The organism is Thermocatellispora tengchongensis (assembly GCF_014202315.1).
GTDB lineage: Bacteria > Actinomycetota > Actinomycetes > Streptosporangiales > Streptosporangiaceae > Thermocatellispora > Thermocatellispora tengchongensis.
The window spans coordinates 294,677-309,067 of sequence record NZ_JACHGN010000006.1; the positions used below are offsets into that span (position 1 = coordinate 294,677).

Annotated in this window: 9 protein-coding genes; 2 read left to right on the plus strand and 7 right to left on the minus strand. The window is 72.6% G+C overall.

Features of this window, described 5'->3' with window-relative positions; all coding sequences use genetic code 11:
• Positions 1-70: 70 nt before the first annotated feature.
• Positions 71-331 (plus strand): hypothetical protein, encoded by a 261-nt coding sequence (locus HNP84_RS16100; RefSeq protein WP_185050517.1) that lies wholly within the window; start codon positions 71-73, stop codon positions 329-331.
• Between the two features lie 285 nt (positions 332-616).
• Here the strand turns inward: HNP84_RS16100 and HNP84_RS16105 are convergent, their stop codons facing one another.
• The 7 genes from HNP84_RS16105 to HNP84_RS16135 are packed head-to-tail and all read right to left on the minus strand — an operon-like array spanning position 617 to position 12,697.
• Positions 617-2,689 (minus strand): putative phage tail protein, encoded by a 2,073-nt coding sequence (locus tag HNP84_RS16105; protein ID WP_185050518.1) that lies wholly within the window; start codon positions 2,687-2,689, stop codon positions 617-619.
• A gap of 10 nt (positions 2,690-2,699) precedes the next feature.
• On the minus strand, positions 2,700-3,554 hold the full coding sequence (locus HNP84_RS16110; protein ID WP_185050519.1) for a carbohydrate ABC transporter permease: 855 nt from the start codon (positions 3,552-3,554) through the stop codon (positions 2,700-2,702).
• A complete protein-coding gene (locus HNP84_RS16115; protein WP_185050520.1) occupies positions 3,551-4,513 on the minus strand; it encodes an ABC transporter permease in 963 nt (320 codons plus the stop codon). The genes HNP84_RS16110 and HNP84_RS16115 overlap by 4 nt, the downstream gene beginning before the upstream one ends.
• A gap of 4 nt (positions 4,514-4,517) precedes the next feature.
• Complete coding sequence (locus tag HNP84_RS16120; protein WP_185050521.1) at positions 4,518-6,119, minus strand: extracellular solute-binding protein; 1,602 nt, start codon at positions 6,117-6,119, stop codon at positions 4,518-4,520.
• Complete coding sequence (locus HNP84_RS16125) at positions 6,112-9,504, minus strand: glycoside hydrolase family 38 N-terminal domain-containing protein (RefSeq protein WP_185050522.1); 3,393 nt, start codon at positions 9,502-9,504, stop codon at positions 6,112-6,114. The genes HNP84_RS16120 and HNP84_RS16125 overlap by 8 nt, the downstream gene beginning before the upstream one ends.
• Complete coding sequence (locus HNP84_RS16130; RefSeq protein ID WP_185050523.1) at positions 9,501-11,018, minus strand: FAD-dependent oxidoreductase; 1,518 nt, start codon at positions 11,016-11,018, stop codon at positions 9,501-9,503. Before HNP84_RS16130 ends, HNP84_RS16125 begins: the two co-directional genes overlap by 4 nt.
• 32 nt (positions 11,019-11,050) lie before the next feature.
• A complete protein-coding gene (locus HNP84_RS16135) occupies positions 11,051-12,697 on the minus strand; it encodes an FAD-dependent oxidoreductase (RefSeq protein ID WP_185050524.1) in 1,647 nt (548 codons plus the stop codon).
• 151 nt (positions 12,698-12,848) lie between these two features.
• On the opposite strand from HNP84_RS16135, the gene HNP84_RS16140 reads away from it, so the two are divergent.
• Positions 12,849-14,378: an FAD-dependent oxidoreductase gene (locus HNP84_RS16140; protein ID WP_185050525.1), complete on the plus strand. Its 1,530-nt coding sequence runs from the start codon at positions 12,849-12,851 to the stop codon at positions 14,376-14,378.
• Positions 14,379-14,391 lie beyond the last annotated feature (13 nt).

Here is a 14,391-nt window from a genome sequence, read left to right on the forward strand (position 1 = left end):
CCGGTCGGTGGCGCTCAGAGGGCGGCGCGGGTGGCATGCTGGAGAGACGGCGATCATGAGGAGTTCAGCGATGTCCCACCCTGTCGGCAGCCTGCCCGAGCCGCGGCGCACCCCTCTCAGTACGGAGGAGCGGGTCCGGGCCGAGGCGAACTTCGCCCGGTTGGTCGCCCAGGAGCTCACCGCGAACGGGCGGTTCCGGGTGAGCGCGGACACCCCGGAGATGGTGGAGCTGTTCCAGAGCGTCGCTCGCAGGGCGGGCGACATGCTCCAGCGGCCCGTGGTCAGCTACGCAAACGGCCGGTACATCGTGATCACCTTCGCCCACGCGTGACGGCCGTCGTCGCCCGGCGGCGCCGGCACGGCCGGCCCCGTTCACGGCGCGCGACGATCCCACGCTCCGCTCGGCGGTGAAGTGGCGCCACATCCCTCTTCGGCGTCCTGTACTGAAGGCGCGGTGCGGGCCTGACAGAGCGGCCGTGCATCGGGCACGTCCGCTCGCCGGGAGGCCGGGCGCGAGTGCGACGGCCATCGGGACCCGTCGCCTGCGGCTCTCGCCGCCGCGGCCCCTCCGGGCCCGGGAGCGGAGGGCGGGTTCCCGGGCCCGGAGGGCGGGCGGTCAGGCGATGATCTGGTAGCCGAACTGGACCTCCAGGCCGTTGGCCCCGGCGCTGTTGAGCACGCGGAGCTGGAGGCGTCTGGCGGCCGAGACGCCGTCCACGGTGAAGGACGAGGCCAGGGTGGTGGTCTGCAGGGAGGTGGTGGCGGGCAGGGCCGTGCCGCCGGCGCTCTGGCCGTCGGCGTCGAGCCGGACGTCGCAGGTGCCCGCGCCCAGCCGCCGGGTGACCTTGACGACGCGCAGGCGCTGCCCGTCGGCGTACAGCAGGTTGGACAGGTCGTGCAGGCCGTCGGCCACGGCGCCGCCGAGGCGGGCGGTGAGCCAGCCGTCGATCTGCTCCACGCCCTTGTTTCCGGTGAAGCGGGTCAGCCGGCTCTGCGCGCCGGTGACGCGGTAGGCGCCCTCGGTGTTGCCGCTCAGGTCGTTGCCGGTGACCAGGACGTCGGCGGCCTCGCTGACGATGCCGTAGTCCTGCCGGTTGACGCCGTCGGCCAGGCCGCCGATGGCGTTGCCGGAGATCACGACGCGGGAGGCGGTGGACCTGATGTTGATCCCGGCCCCGTGCCGGTACGCCTCCCCGCCGCCGGTGTAGGCGTTGTCCAGCTTGGCGCCGCGCAGGTCGAAGGCCGTCTCGCCGACCACGTCGATCGTCCACTTGGCGTTCAGCCCGGTGGCCCCGCCGACGCCGGACAGGGTGATCCGGTCGCCGCTCTCCCAGCCGTGGGCGGCGGTGGTGGTGACGCGCACCCCGCCCGAGCCGTTCGCGGCTATGCCGGAGATCTTGCGGGCGAAGGACGCGTGCGCGGTCCTGCCGTTGTTGCCGATCAGGCACCCGGTCACGGTGACGCGGGTGGAGGCGATGTCGATGCCGTTGCGCCCGGTGCCGCGGATCACGCAGCCGGAGAACGCGGCGGTGCCGGTGAACTTCTCGCCGATCCTGACGTTGTCGTCCTCGCTGTCGCTGGAGACGTAGGTGTTGGCGAAGGTGACCTGGGCGCCCGCCTCCAGCAGCACCGGCACGCCGTACCCGTTCTCGAAGCCGCCGCCCTCGAAGTAGACGAACTTGGGGTAGGCCGCCCCGGTGGTGTTGCGCAGCCACAACCCGTGCCTGCCGAACAGCACGGCGGTGGCGAAGAACTTGATCGACCCGCCCAGGCCGTCGATGACGATGTTGTCGGTGACCTTGTTGCCGCTGCCCGCCGCGATGCCGCACTGCACGAACTCGACCGGGTCGGCGCGGTTGTCGTCGCCGACGCCGTTGAGCAGGATGACCTGCTGGCCGGTGAAGGTGTTCCAGACGCAGTTCGCGAACCTGATGGTGTTGCAGCCGCGCAGGATGATCCCGTTGTAGCCGTCGCGGAAGCGGAGGTTGGTGAAGGCGACCATGTAGTTGATGTCGGCCGTCTCCGGGCCGGCGCGCTCGGTGCGGATCATGGCGCCGCCCTTGAGGTTCACCCCGCGCATCTGCAGGTCGCGGAACCCGCCGCCGCGTACGCCGGTCAGCACGAACCCGTCGGCGGTGCCGGTCTCCAGCACGATCTGGGTGCCCATCTCGGCGTTGTCGGAGTGCCCCGCGCCCTCGAACACGATCGGCGCCCGGGTGACCTTGATCGTCTTGGTGATGCGCACCTTGCCGGGGCCGATCTGGATCGTCCCGCCGGCCGGGAGGGCGTCCACGGCCTTCTGCAGCCGGTCGGAGTCGTCGTCGGCGCCCGTGCCCCGCCACCCGAACCAGGTCAGGTCCAGCCGGGAGGAGGCGGGGCGCTTCCACCGGCCGGTGGCCCGCCCGGTGACGGCGAAGACCGTGCCGCCGTCGTCGGGCTCGGTGGCGTCGGCGTCCCAGTACAGCGGGCCGCCGCCGCGTCCGGGCCCGTCGGCGTGGTAGCCGAGCAGGTCCACCTGGTCGCCGTCGGCCCCGCCCGGGGTCGTGCGCAGCTCGGTCACGCTCTTGATCTCGGTGGCGTCGCGCTTGGCGGTCGCGGCCTGCGCCGGACGCGCCCCCAGGGCCAGCGCCGCCGCCCCGGTCACGCCTAACACCGACAGCGCCCGCCTGCGATCTTCGTTGGTGCTCATGTGCAACCTTTCACCCTTTCACCGCGCCGATGAGGATGCCCTTGGCAAAGTGCTTTTGAAGGAACGGGTAGACGAGTGCGATGGGGACCAGGCTGAGCACCAGGATCGCCATCTGCATCGACTGGGCGGGCGGCATGAACCCGCCCGCGAGGTCGGCCGCGTCCACGCCGAGTGAGCTGTTGTCCACCACGTACGTGCGCAGCACGAGCTGCAGCGGCCACTTCTCGGTGTCGTTGATGTAGAGCATGGCGTTGAAGAACGCGTTCCAGTACGCCACGGCGTTGAACAGCCCGACGACCGCGATCACGGCCCTGGACAGCGGCAGCACGATCCGCAGCAGCACCCGCAGCTCGCCCGCGCCGTCGATGCGGGCCGCGTCGATCAGCTCGCGGGGTATCTCCTGGAAGAACGCCCGCATGATGATGATCTGGAACCCGCTGGCCAGCCCCGGCAGGATCAGCGACCAGTACGAGTCCAGCAGCCCGAGCTGCTTGATCGTGAGGTACATCGGGATCATGCCGGGCGCGAAGAGCAGCGTGAACAGCACGGTCAGCAGGATCGGCCGGTGCAGCAGCGAGCCCGGCCGGCTCAGCGAGTAGGCCAGCAGCGTGATGCACACCAGCGACAGCAGCGTGCCGACCACGGTGATCCCGACCGACACCAGCAGGGCCCGGGTGACCACGCCGCCGGCCAGGATGGCCCGGTAGGCGTCCAGGTTGGGCCGCGACGGCCACAGCACGTAGCCGCCCGCGGCGGTGACCTGCTGCTGGTCGGCCAGGCTGGTGGAGATCACCGCGAGGAACGGCAGGATCACCACCGCGCAGCACGCGGCGAGCACCACGCCCTTGAGGCTCCGCACGATCATTTCGAGTACAGCCCCTTCTCACCGAGCAGGTGGGCGACCTTGTTCGCGCCGAACACCAGGACCATGCCGACCAGGCCCTTGACCAGGCCGACCGCGGCGGCCACGCCCCAGTTGCCGTCCACCACGCCGTGCGAGTACACGTAGGTGTCCAGCACTTCCGACACCTCGGTGCCGACCATCTTCTGCTGCAGGATGATCTGCTCGAATCCGACGGTGAGCACGTCGCCGAGCTTGAGGATCAGCATCAGCACGATCACGCCCCGGATCGACGGCAGCGTCACGTGCCAGAGCTGGCGGGTCTTGGACGCGCCGTCGATCGCGCTCGCCTCGTAGAGCTGGGCGTCCACGCGGGACAGCGCGGCCAGGAAGATGATGGTGCCCCAGCCGGCGTCCTTCCAGATCACCTGGGAGGTGATCAGCGCGAGGAACAGGTCGGGGTTGCCGAGCAGCGGCACGGTGGCCAGGTCGTGCGAGCGCAGGAAGTTGTTCAGCAGCCCGGCGTTGCCCAGCATGTGCTGGAAGATCGCGACCACGACCACCCAGGACATGAAGTGCGGCAGGTACAGCACCGACTGCACCACCCGCTTGACCCGCTCGCCGGCCAGCGAGTTCAGCAGCAGCGCCAGCGCGATCGGCACCGGGAAGACGAACACGATCTGGACCAGGGAGATGACCAGCGTGTTGGTGAGCGCGTTGAGGAAGGCCGGGTCGCCGTCGAACAGCACCCGGAAGTTCTCCAGCCCCACCCACGGGGCCTCCCAGATGGTCAGGTAGGGCCGGTAGTCCTTGAAGGCGATGACGTTGCCGAGCATCGGCACGTAGTGGAACAGCACGATGACCAGCAGGCCGGGCAGGCTGAGCAGCAGCAGGAACCGGTCCCTGCGCCAGCGTGAGGTCCTGGCCCGTGGTGCGGTGGGCGGCGCGGTGCGCACGGGGGGAGGGCGGAGGTCGAGGGCCATCGGTTCAGTTGCCCTTGGCCAGCGCGGTCTCGTAGTCGCGGCGGATCTGGTCGCCGCCCTGGCGGCGCCACTCGGCCACGGCGGTGTCCCAGGCGGAGATCGGCTTGCGCCCGGAGACGATGTCCAGCTCCGCGGTGTCGATGATCTTGGTCAGGACGCCGTTCTTGTTCACCGCGGTGTCGGAGTACAGCGCGGCCGAGGGGTCGCGCACCACGGTGGGCACCACGCGCTCCTGGAAGGCGCGCTGGGCGTCCACCCGCTCCTTGGCCCGCGGGCCGAGCACGTGCGGCGCGTCGGCGATGTACTCCAGCGGCAGCTTCACCTCGGCCTTGCCCAGCGCGGTCGGCTCGGGCCTGCCGTCCTTCCAGGTGTAGTGCACGCCCTCGGCGCCGAACTTGCGGAACATGTACTCGCTGGTGCCGAGCGGCGCGGCCAGCCAGTCGCACACCTTCAGCAGCCGGCGTACGCGGTCCTCGTCCGCCTTCTTGAAGGCGGTGATGGCGAATGCGGGGGTGCCGCCGCGGTGCTTGCCGCCGGGGGCGACGAGGCCGCCCACGTCCACCCTGTAGGTGTCGGCCAGGATGTCCCAGGCCGCGTAGCCGTCGGGGGTGAGCGCGATGGTGCCGTTGCCGAACAGGTCGCGCAGGTTGAGCTTGCCGCCCGCGGAGTCGGGGTGGAACAGGCCCGCCTTGACCATCTCGGCCACCCTGGCGACGGCCTCCTTGCGGCCCTCGACCTCCAGCTCCGAGACGAACTTGCCGCCCTCGACCCGCCACTTGTTGGGCACGTCCAGCATGCTGCCGACGAAGGCGATCACGCCCTTGGGGTTGCCGAAGGCCCAGCGGTTCTTGGACGCGTCGGTCAGGCCCTTGGCCAGCGCGAGGAAGTCGTCGTAGCTCGACAGCTCCTTGGACAGCCCGCGCTCCTCGATCAGGTCGTCGCGGGAGAACATGATCGTGCCGACGATCGCGCGCGGGATCGGGATCGCGTAGATGCCGCCGCCGTAGCCGGTGGTGGCCCAGGAGTCGGTCGGTATGTTGGCCAGGAACGGGTACGCCTTGACGGCGTCGCCGGACAGCAGGCCGCTGAGGTCGGCGCACAGCCGGGTGAGGATGTCGGCCCGGTTGGCCAGCCTGGCCGAGAGCAGCATGATGTCGGGCAGGTCGCCGCTGGCGATCACCGTGGACAGCTTGGCCAGGTAGTCGGCCTCGGGGACCATGGTGATGTCCAGCGTGGCGCCGAGCCGGTCGTTGAGCTGCTGCCAGTACGCGTTGGAGTTCACGCCCGGGGGCACGGGGTTGAACATGTTGGTCAGCACGCTGATCTCGCCCAGGCCCTCGCCCGGCTTGGTGTCGAAGGCGGTGACCGGGTTGTCCGGGAAGCGGTAGAACCCGGCGAGCACGCCGTCCGGAGTGGCGGGCAGGTCCGGCTTGACGAGCGTGGTGGGGATGTAGGACGGGTAGGTGACCTTCGCCGTGGCGCTGCGCGCGCCCGTCGCGGAGCCCCCGCCGCCGCACGCGGCCGTCAGGCCGCCCGCGGCGGCCAGCAGGGCGGCGCTCCCGCCGATCGTGAGGAACCTGCGCCTGCTGAATCGCGCGTCAGTCATGGCCTTGCCTTTCTGGTACGGCTCCCGGGTGCTCTCGGGGGCCCAGCTTGAGAGTGATCACCTGCCAGGGCCCGACGCGCACGGCGTCCGCGACCTCGCGGACCTCGCTCTCGTCGGCCCGGCACAGCACGACACGGCCCGGATGGCGCGGCCGTATCTCTCCCCCGAGCCCGCCCAGGTCCTGCACCCGGACGAGCAGCCCCTTCCGGTCCCGCGGCTCGGCCACCGTCGCGTGCGCCCACTCCGGCAGGCCGAGGTCCAGCAGGGAGGCGGCGCCGGCGTCCAGCGGCCGGGGACCGGTGTCGAACTTGTCCAGCCGCGTCACCTCCGAGACCATCGCCGCCGCCCTGACCTCCCGGCCCAGCCGCCCCGCCGCCACCGGGTCGAAGGCGGGCAGCGGCGCGAAGGCGTACCTGAGGGTGAGCGAGCCGTCCTGCTCCGGCGGCGTGTTGGTGGGCCAGTAGTTGTTCATGACCCAGGAGAAGATCGCGCCGGAGGCCGGCTCGAACCGCTCGGGCCAGGCGCCGCGCACGATGTCGCCGGCCGTGAACAGCGGCGCGTCGGCCGAGGTCCACGCGATCGCGCCCCCGCCTGCGTCTGCGCCCGTGCCCGGCTCGACCACCACGCCGTACTGGGTGGTGAACCACTCCTGGCAGGCGCCGGGCGCGTGGTCGGCGGCCGGGTCGATCCAGCCCTGCTGCCGGTCGTAGCGGAAGCGGGGCCGGTCGGCGGCGAACGGGAAGGCGACGTACACCGCCTCGCGGGCCAGCTCGCGCTCCTTCTCCAGCCGCACCACCACATCGACGCGGTCGGAGCCGTCGCGCAGCAGCACGTCGGTCTCGACGTACGGCAGGCTGGGCGCGCTGCCCGTGGTCCGCAGCCGCCACCCGTCGTAGGTGCGGCGCAGCCCGACCGCCGTGGTCGCGGCCGGGAAGACGTCCAGTTCGGGCCGCTCGGCGCCGGGCAGCCGGCCGGCGATCGTGGTGTGCGGGTGCGCGGGGTGCGTGTGGGACCCGCCGCGTTCCGGAACGGCCGGGAACGCGGGGCCGTTGCGCACGTACAGCACCTCGCCGAGCCGCCCGTTGATCAGGTCGCGGCCGGTCGGGCGGTGCCGCAGGCCGAGCACGGCCCCGGTGCCGGGGTCGAGCGTCACCTCCCACCGCTCGGTCGTCAGCCGCTCCGGCACCGGCCGCCATTCCCCGGCCGCGCCGGACCCGGTTCCCGCGCGGGTCGTGCCGCCCTCCTCGCCCGGGGCGAGGGTGCGGCCGTCGCCGATCGGGACGGCGCGGTAGCCGAAGCCCGGCACGTCGCGCACGGTGAGCCGCAGGCGGCGCAGCCCCGCGCACTCCGACAGCACCTCCGACTCCAGCGGGTACGCCGTGCCGGGCGGCGCCTCGACCTCGGCCTCGATGTCGCGGGCCCAGGGCAGCGGGTTGTGCACCAGCAGCGTCGGCCCCCGCGTCGCGACCAGTTCGCCGAGCTGGCTCAACGCCCGGCGCCCCTCGTCCAGCGCCGTCCGGTACGCCGTGTGCACCTGGTGCCGCTTCCAGTCGAGCTGGTCCTCCACCTGCGCGCCGTGCGGGTGGGCGAGCGCGTGGGACCAGGTCCAGGTGTGCTCGGCGCCGAACAGCGCCCCCTCCCAGGCGGCGTCGAGCGCCGCCCGGTTGGGCCGGTACGCCGGGTCGGCGTGCGCGACGAGCGCGGCCAGGCCCTCCGCTGCGGGCAGGGCCGTCTGGGCGCGCCGGTGCTCGGCGACGATGACCGCGCCGGTGCCGACGCCGTCCTCCCAGTAGCTGCCGCCGTCGCCGCGCCACACCGGAAGCCGCCCGGCCAGCGGCCGGACCGCGTCCAGGTAGGCCGCCATGGTGGACACCCGGATTGTGGGGAAGGCGTAGGCCGCGTTCCACCGGGCGGCGAACCCGGCGTCGCCGTCGGCCAGGTCCTCGTTGTCGGCGTGCGTGCCGATGATCGCCAGGTCGTGCGGCAGGTAGCCGGGGCGCTCGTAGCGGGCCAGCAGCCGGCACAGCGCGTGCGCGCCGCCCTCGACGCTCTGCGGGTCGCCGGCCATGAAGCGGAGCTGGGAGTAGGTGTCGGAGAAGTGGGTGAGCACCCGGGTGCCGTCCACGCCCTCCCACATGACCGGGCTGAGCAGGTGCTGCAGGTCGCTGTCGGCGTTGGCGCCGCGGTGGTGGTTCTGGATGCCGACGAAGCCCTCGACGCCCAGCGCGCCCAGGATGGACGGGATCGCGGCGCTGTAGGAGGGGACGTCGGTGAGGTTGGCGTAGGCGACGGGCACGCCGTGCCGGTCGCGCAGCTCCGCGGCCAGGTAGGCGGCCCGGTAGATCTCCTCCAGCGAGGCCACGCCCGACAGGAACAGGCTGTGGAAGGCGTTGACCGACAGCCGCCCCGACCGCAGCGCCTCCAGCACCCGCGCCGCCCGCTCCTTGGAGCGGGTCGCGAGGTACTGGGCCACGATGAGCGAGCCGTCCACGGAGAAGGCGAAACCCGGGTCGCGGTCCAGCGCGTCCAGGGCGCGGTCCAGGTTGCGGCTGTGCAGCTCCAGCACCTTGCCCTGCGCGTCGGTGTAGCCCACGTCGAGGTGCACGTGCGGGATGAGGTGCAGCGTCCACTTGCGCGCCGGGTCCAGCGTGTACGCCCGCGGCTCCGCGCCGCCGAGCACGACCTCCGCGCGCGTCCCGGCCGGGAACTCCGGCACCGGGAACCGGGCCCGCACCTGGCCGAAGTCCCGCCCCCGCCCCGGCAGGGCGACCCGGTGGACGCGGCCGGCCAGGCGGACCTCGGCGTGCTCGGGCAGGGGAGCGCCCGCGGGCGTGGTGACGGTGAGTTCGAGCAGCTCCTCCAGGCGGCCCCGGCGCTCCAGGTACAGCGGGGTGGCCGTGAGCGCGACCTCCTGGACGGGCGCCGGGCCGGGGGTCAGCGTGATCGAGCGCCAGGTGATGCCGCTGCCGAAGTGGTGGCCGTACTGCTCCCGGTGCCGCCGCGGCTGCTCGGGCAGCGTGACCGGGCCGGTGGCGGCCTCGCGGTCGATCGTGGTGGTGATCGACAGCACGTGCGGGCCGGGGCGCAGCCAGGCGCCGGGCAGGGCCACGTCGAGGACGACCTCGCCCGCGATCGGACCGTGCCGGTAGACCTCGGCGCGGTCCTCGCGGCGCACCACGGGGTGGAACAGGCCGCGGTGCGCGCCGTCGAGGCCGAGCTCCAGGTCCGGGCAGGGGCCGTGCCCGGCGGTGAACGCCAGGCGGAGCGTCCACCACTCGTGCTCGCCGCCGGCGAGGTCGAAGGGCAGCTCCACGCGGTGGGGCCGCAGACCGGCCGCCGCGTCGAGCGGGCCGGGCTGGAAGGCGGGGTCCGGGATCGGGATCATGTCGTCACTGTGAGCTGGGGCAGGGCGAGGACGCTGCCGTGTTCCTCCAGGGCGGCGGCCAGGTCGGCGTACCGGTGGTCCTGTACGGCCGCCCCGGTGCGGATCGACTGGGCGGCCAGCTCGCCGGCCGCCTCGCCGAGCATGCCGAAGCAGGGCTCCATGCGCGCCGACAGGTAGCCGACGTGGCTGGCGGAGAAGCAGACCGGCACGCAGATGTTCTCCACGCCGCCGCGCGCCGGGAACAGGCACTCGGCGGGGATCTGGTAGAGGTCGGCGGGGGCGTTGAACTCGGTGCCGCTGGGCGCGCCCTCCCCGGCGATGACGTCCTCGCCCTCCGGGTAGAGCTGCACGATGTGGCAGTCGATGCCGTACTGCCAGCAGCACACCGGGGTGGTCTTGGTGTTGCCGGGCCGCAGCAGGTCGTGCTGGGTGAGCACGCGCTGGCCGATCATGCGCCGGCCCTCGCGGATGTAGAGCGCGTGCGGGAAGCCGGGGCCGTGAGGGCTGTCGGTGAACTCGTCGGGCGGCAGGCCGAACCCGCGCGCGTCGGCGCGGAAGGACTCCGGCAGCGAGGGGTCGTTGGCCAGCCAGTACAGCATGCCCTGGTGCCAGCGCACGTGCTCGGCGATGACCTCCTCGCGCCGCCGCCAGGTGCCGTCGGGGTAGTCCCAGGACGCGCCGGGCAGGTCGAAGCCGATGAACAGGGCCTGGTTGGTCTGGTACTTGCCGTTGGGCAGCAGGGCGGTGTGGGTCACGATCTGCGACAGCCCGCCGATCCCGCGCCGCTCCAGCAGCCGGCCGAGGTGGCGGTAGAGCGCGGGGTCGTAGCCGTCGGGCCGGGGGAACGGCAGCCGGTCCGGTCCCTTGGACAGCACCCCGCGGAAGTTGTACGCCTGCGTCTTGTCATCGCCCTCGCCCTCGGGCAGGTCGGGCTTGGCCCGCACCGGGTAGCCGGTGTTGGGCAGGAAGCCGTCGCGGCGCAGCGCCCTGGAGGGCAGGTAGCCGGCGTACGGCTCGTCGTAGGTCGCGCGGGACTCGCGGCCCACGGCGTACGGGACGCCGGCGGCGGCCATCAGGTCGCCCTCGTAGGAGGCGTCGATGAAGAACCGGGCCCGGTTGCCCAGGACCGACACGATCCGCCGCCCGCGCACCTCCACGTCGGCCGGGCCGTGGACGCGGGTGTTCAGCCGCACCTCGGCGCCGGCCTCGTCCAGCAGCCGGGCCGCGACCCGGGCGGCGACCTTGGGCTCGAAGCGGTACTGCCAGGCGGGGGTGCCGTACTCCGCGCCGATGGCGGCGAAGAACCGGCTCTGGGTCAGCCCGGCCAGGGCCTCGGGGGTGTTGGGGGTGTCGGTCTTGACCAGGCCGCCCGCCACGATGCCGCCCACGTGCCCGGTGGGCTCCAGGATCAGCGTGCGCAGCCCGCGCAGCCGCAGCCGCGTGGCCGCCATGATCCCGGCGAGCGTGGCGCCGTACACGACGACGTCGGGCCCGGCTCCGGTTCCGTGTTCCATGGTGTCCTCACACTCGCCGTTCCTTGGTGTCCTCACACTCGCCGCTCGGGCAGGGCGTAGACCGGCGTCGGGCCCTTGCGCGCCTGCGACGGCCGCGTCACGGCGATGTCCTCCGGCCAGGCGACGGGGACGCCGAGGGTGCCGGTGAGCAGGCGCTGCAGGTCGGCGGTCAGCTCGGCGGAGTCGGCGACCGCGTGGGGCTCGGTCCGGCCGGCCAGGCACAGCGCGGCCAGCGCGCCGACGGCCTCGCCGATGCTCCATTCGACCGGATGCAGCCGGTAGGCGCCGTTGGTGATGTGGGTGGTGCCGATGTTCTTGTTGGCCGGCAGCAGGTTGCGCATCCGCACCGGGATCAGCGCGCCCAGCGGGATCTGGAAGGGGTAGACCTCCAGGTTGACATAGTTGACCCCGGCCGTGCTGGGGTGCAGGTCGATGTTGTAGTGGCCGACGCCCACCGAGTCGGCGAAGCGCTCGGCGCCGGCGCCCTCGGGCCGGTCCACGACGGCGATGTGCTGCTCCAGGACGGTGAACCTGGCCCGGATGCGCCGCGACTCCCTGATGTAGGCCGTCTTGGCCAGGCCGTCGCCGGTGCCGGTGAGGTCCGGGCGCAGCCTCAGGCCGGGGTAGCCGTGGCCGCCGTCGTGCCTGGGGGCCTCGGTCTGCATCCAGTGCAGGTAGGACAGCGACAGCTCCTTGCACCGGCGCAGCGCGAGCTCCCGGTCGGCGCCCTCGCCGAGCAGCGGGGCCTCCCAGTAGTCGATGTTGGGCCAGTTGACCAGCGTGATGTCGGTGGAGATCAGGGCCGGGTCGAACTGGGTGCGGGCGCGGATGCGGCGGAAGTGCCACAGGTCGGGCAGGCCCACCGCGTCCATGTCGCCTTCGAAGATCCGGTTGGTGCGGCCCTTCATCGTGTGGATGTCGATCTTCTCCCAGGAGAGCTGGGGGCCGGGCCAGAACGGATCGACGTGGGTCTTCCAGTGGTCGTAGGACGCGGGCCGGTCGATCACGTGCTCCTCGCCGGGCCGGTACTCCAGCGGGAAGCACCACGTGATCGCCTGCTGGTCGCGCGGGTCGGCCACCGGGGCGGCGTACGGCTCGCCGGTCTCGGCCTGGGACTCGGCGCCGATGACGTGCTCCACGCCGGCCAGCTCCAGCAGGTCGCCCAGCTCGGTGGCGTCCACGATCAGCGGCGCGGTCAGCGTGGTGCGCTCGCCGGTGCGGGTGCTCTCCACCACGACCTCGGTGATCCGGTCGCCCTCGGTGGCGGCGGCCACGGGCACGTGCTCGCGCAGCACGGTGACGCGCCCGGCCGAGATGTAGGGCATCAGCATCTCGTCCAGCACCGCCACCGCGACGCGCGGCTCCACGCACAGCTTGCTCACGTTGCCCAGGCCGGGGTTGAGGCCCGGCCGCGCGGCCGCCTCGGGGAGCAGGGGGTAGTTGCGCCGGTAGTAGTCGCGGATGCGGGTGCGCAGCTCGCGGTAGCCGGGCGAGATGTGCTCGGTCTCGATCCAGGGGTGTTCGTCGGAGGGCACCGCCTGCGCGGTGAGCTGCCCGCCGAGCCAGTCGGTCTCCTCGGTCAGCACCACGTGGTGACCGAGCCGCGCGGCGGTGAGGGCCGCGGCCACCCCGCCCAGGCCGCCACCGGCCACGACCAGGTCCGCCTTCATGATTTTCATTGCTAATTTATCAGCTCTCATGGCTCGGATTCAGGTTCCAGACACGTTACACACGGGCTAAGCTTCCATGTCAATAGAGTGTTCGGCGCTAATTGAGCTGCAAATATCTCTGCTGGACAACCAGCGCCTGCTGATGTTAGAACCCGTAATCATGACTTCCCCCGCGCTGCCAGGAGTCCGTTACCACCTCCCGTCCGAGGGCCCGCCCGAGACGCTCGACGTCGATGTCGTCGTCCACGGCGCCACCTCCGGCGGGGTGACCGCCGCCGTCGCCGCGGCCCGCGACGGGCGGTCCGTCGCGCTGCTCGCCTTCGGCGACCACGTGGGCGGGATGACCGCCGGCGGGCTCGGCGAGACCGACCTGGGCAGCGCCGCCTGCGTGGGCGGCCTGGCCGCCGCCTTCTACCGGCGGGTGGCCCGCGCCTACCGCGAGCCCGGCCCGCACTGGACCGTCGAGTCGCACGTCGCCGCGGAGATCTACGAGGACTGGCTGGCCGAGGCCGGGGTCGCGGTGCGCCGCCGGCGCCACCTGAGCGGCGTGACCATGGAGGCGGGCCGGATCACCGAGCTGCGCACCGACGACGGCAGCCGCTACCGGGCCGCGGTCTACATCGACGCCTCCTACGAGGGCGACCTGATGGCCGCGGCCGGCGTCACCTACACGGTCGGCCGGGAGCCCTCCGGCGCGTACGGCGAGTCCTTCGCCGGGGTGCAGCCGAGCGAGAACCACCAGTTCGTGCTGCCCGTCGATCCGTACGTGGTGCCGGGCCGGCCCGGCAGCGGCCTGCTGCCCGGCATCTCGCCCGGCCCGCACGGCGAGATCGGCCAGGGCGACCGGCTGGTGCAGGCGTACAACTTCCGGCTGCACGTCACCACCTCCCCCCGCCGGGTGCCGTACCCCCGGCCGGAGGGGTACGACCCGGCCCGCTACGAGCTGCTGCGGCGCTATGTCGAGGCGGGCGGCTACGAGCTGTACGGCCGCACCACCCCGGTGCGCGGCGACGTGTACGACATGAACAACCACGGCGCGTTCTCCTCCGACCACATCGGCGCGAGCCACGAGTGGCCGGAGGCGGGCTACGAGCGCCGCGAGGAGATCTTCCAGGACCACGTCCGCTACCAGGCCGGGCTGCTGTACTTCCTGGCCACCGACCCGGGGCTGCCGGCCGAGGTGCGGGAGGCGACGCGGGCGTACGGGCTGGCGCCGGGCGAGTTCGCGGCCACCTCGCACTGGCCGCCCCAGCTCTACGTGCGCGAGGCGCGCCGGATGGTCGCCGGCTACGTCGTCACCCAGCACGACGCCGAGGGCCGCACGCGGGTGCCCGATCCGGTGGCGATGGCGTCGTACGTGATGGACTCGCACAACGCCAAGCGGGTCGTGGTGGACGGGCGGCCGGTCAACGAGGGGAACGTGCAGCGTCCGCTCGCGCGGCCGTTCGGGGTGCCGTACCGTGCAATCGTGCCGCGCGCGGGGGAGTGCGGGAACATCATCGTGGCCTCGGCCGTGTCCGCCTCGCACGTGGCGTTCGCCTCGGTGCGGATGGAGCCGGTGTTCATGATGCTCGGCCACGCCGCCGGTCTGGCGGCCGGACGGGCGATCGATGAGAAGGTCCTGGTGCAGGAGATCGACTACGGTGTGCTGCGGCGGGAGCTCCTACGCGCCGGCGCGGTCCTGAGCTGACGGAGAGGATGAC

Bases quoted from the DNA above. Each gene is read 5' to 3' on its own strand.
- HNP84_RS16100 (WP_185050517.1), top strand. From the start codon at position 71: ATGTCCCACCCTGTCGGCAGCCTGCCCGAGCCGCGGCGCACCCCTCTC.
- HNP84_RS16105 (WP_185050518.1), bottom strand. From the start codon at position 2,689: ATGAGCACCAACGAAGATCGCAGGCGGGCGCTGTCGGTGTTAGGCGTG.
- HNP84_RS16110 (WP_185050519.1), bottom strand. From the start codon at position 3,554: ATGATCGTGCGGAGCCTCAAGGGCGTGGTGCTCGCCGCGTGCTGCGCG.
- HNP84_RS16115 (WP_185050520.1), bottom strand. From the start codon at position 4,513: ATGGCCCTCGACCTCCGCCCTCCCCCCGTGCGCACCGCGCCGCCCACC.
- HNP84_RS16120 (WP_185050521.1), bottom strand. From the start codon at position 6,119: ATGACTGACGCGCGATTCAGCAGGCGCAGGTTCCTCACGATCGGCGGG.
- HNP84_RS16125 (WP_185050522.1), bottom strand. From the start codon at position 9,504: ATGATCCCGATCCCGGACCCCGCCTTCCAGCCCGGCCCGCTCGACGCG.
- HNP84_RS16130 (WP_185050523.1), bottom strand. From the start codon at position 11,018: ATGGAACACGGAACCGGAGCCGGGCCCGACGTCGTCGTGTACGGCGCC.
- HNP84_RS16135 (WP_185050524.1), bottom strand. From the start codon at position 12,697: ATGAAAATCATGAAGGCGGACCTGGTCGTGGCCGGTGGCGGCCTGGGC.
- HNP84_RS16140 (WP_185050525.1), top strand. From the start codon at position 12,849: ATGACTTCCCCCGCGCTGCCAGGAGTCCGTTACCACCTCCCGTCCGAG.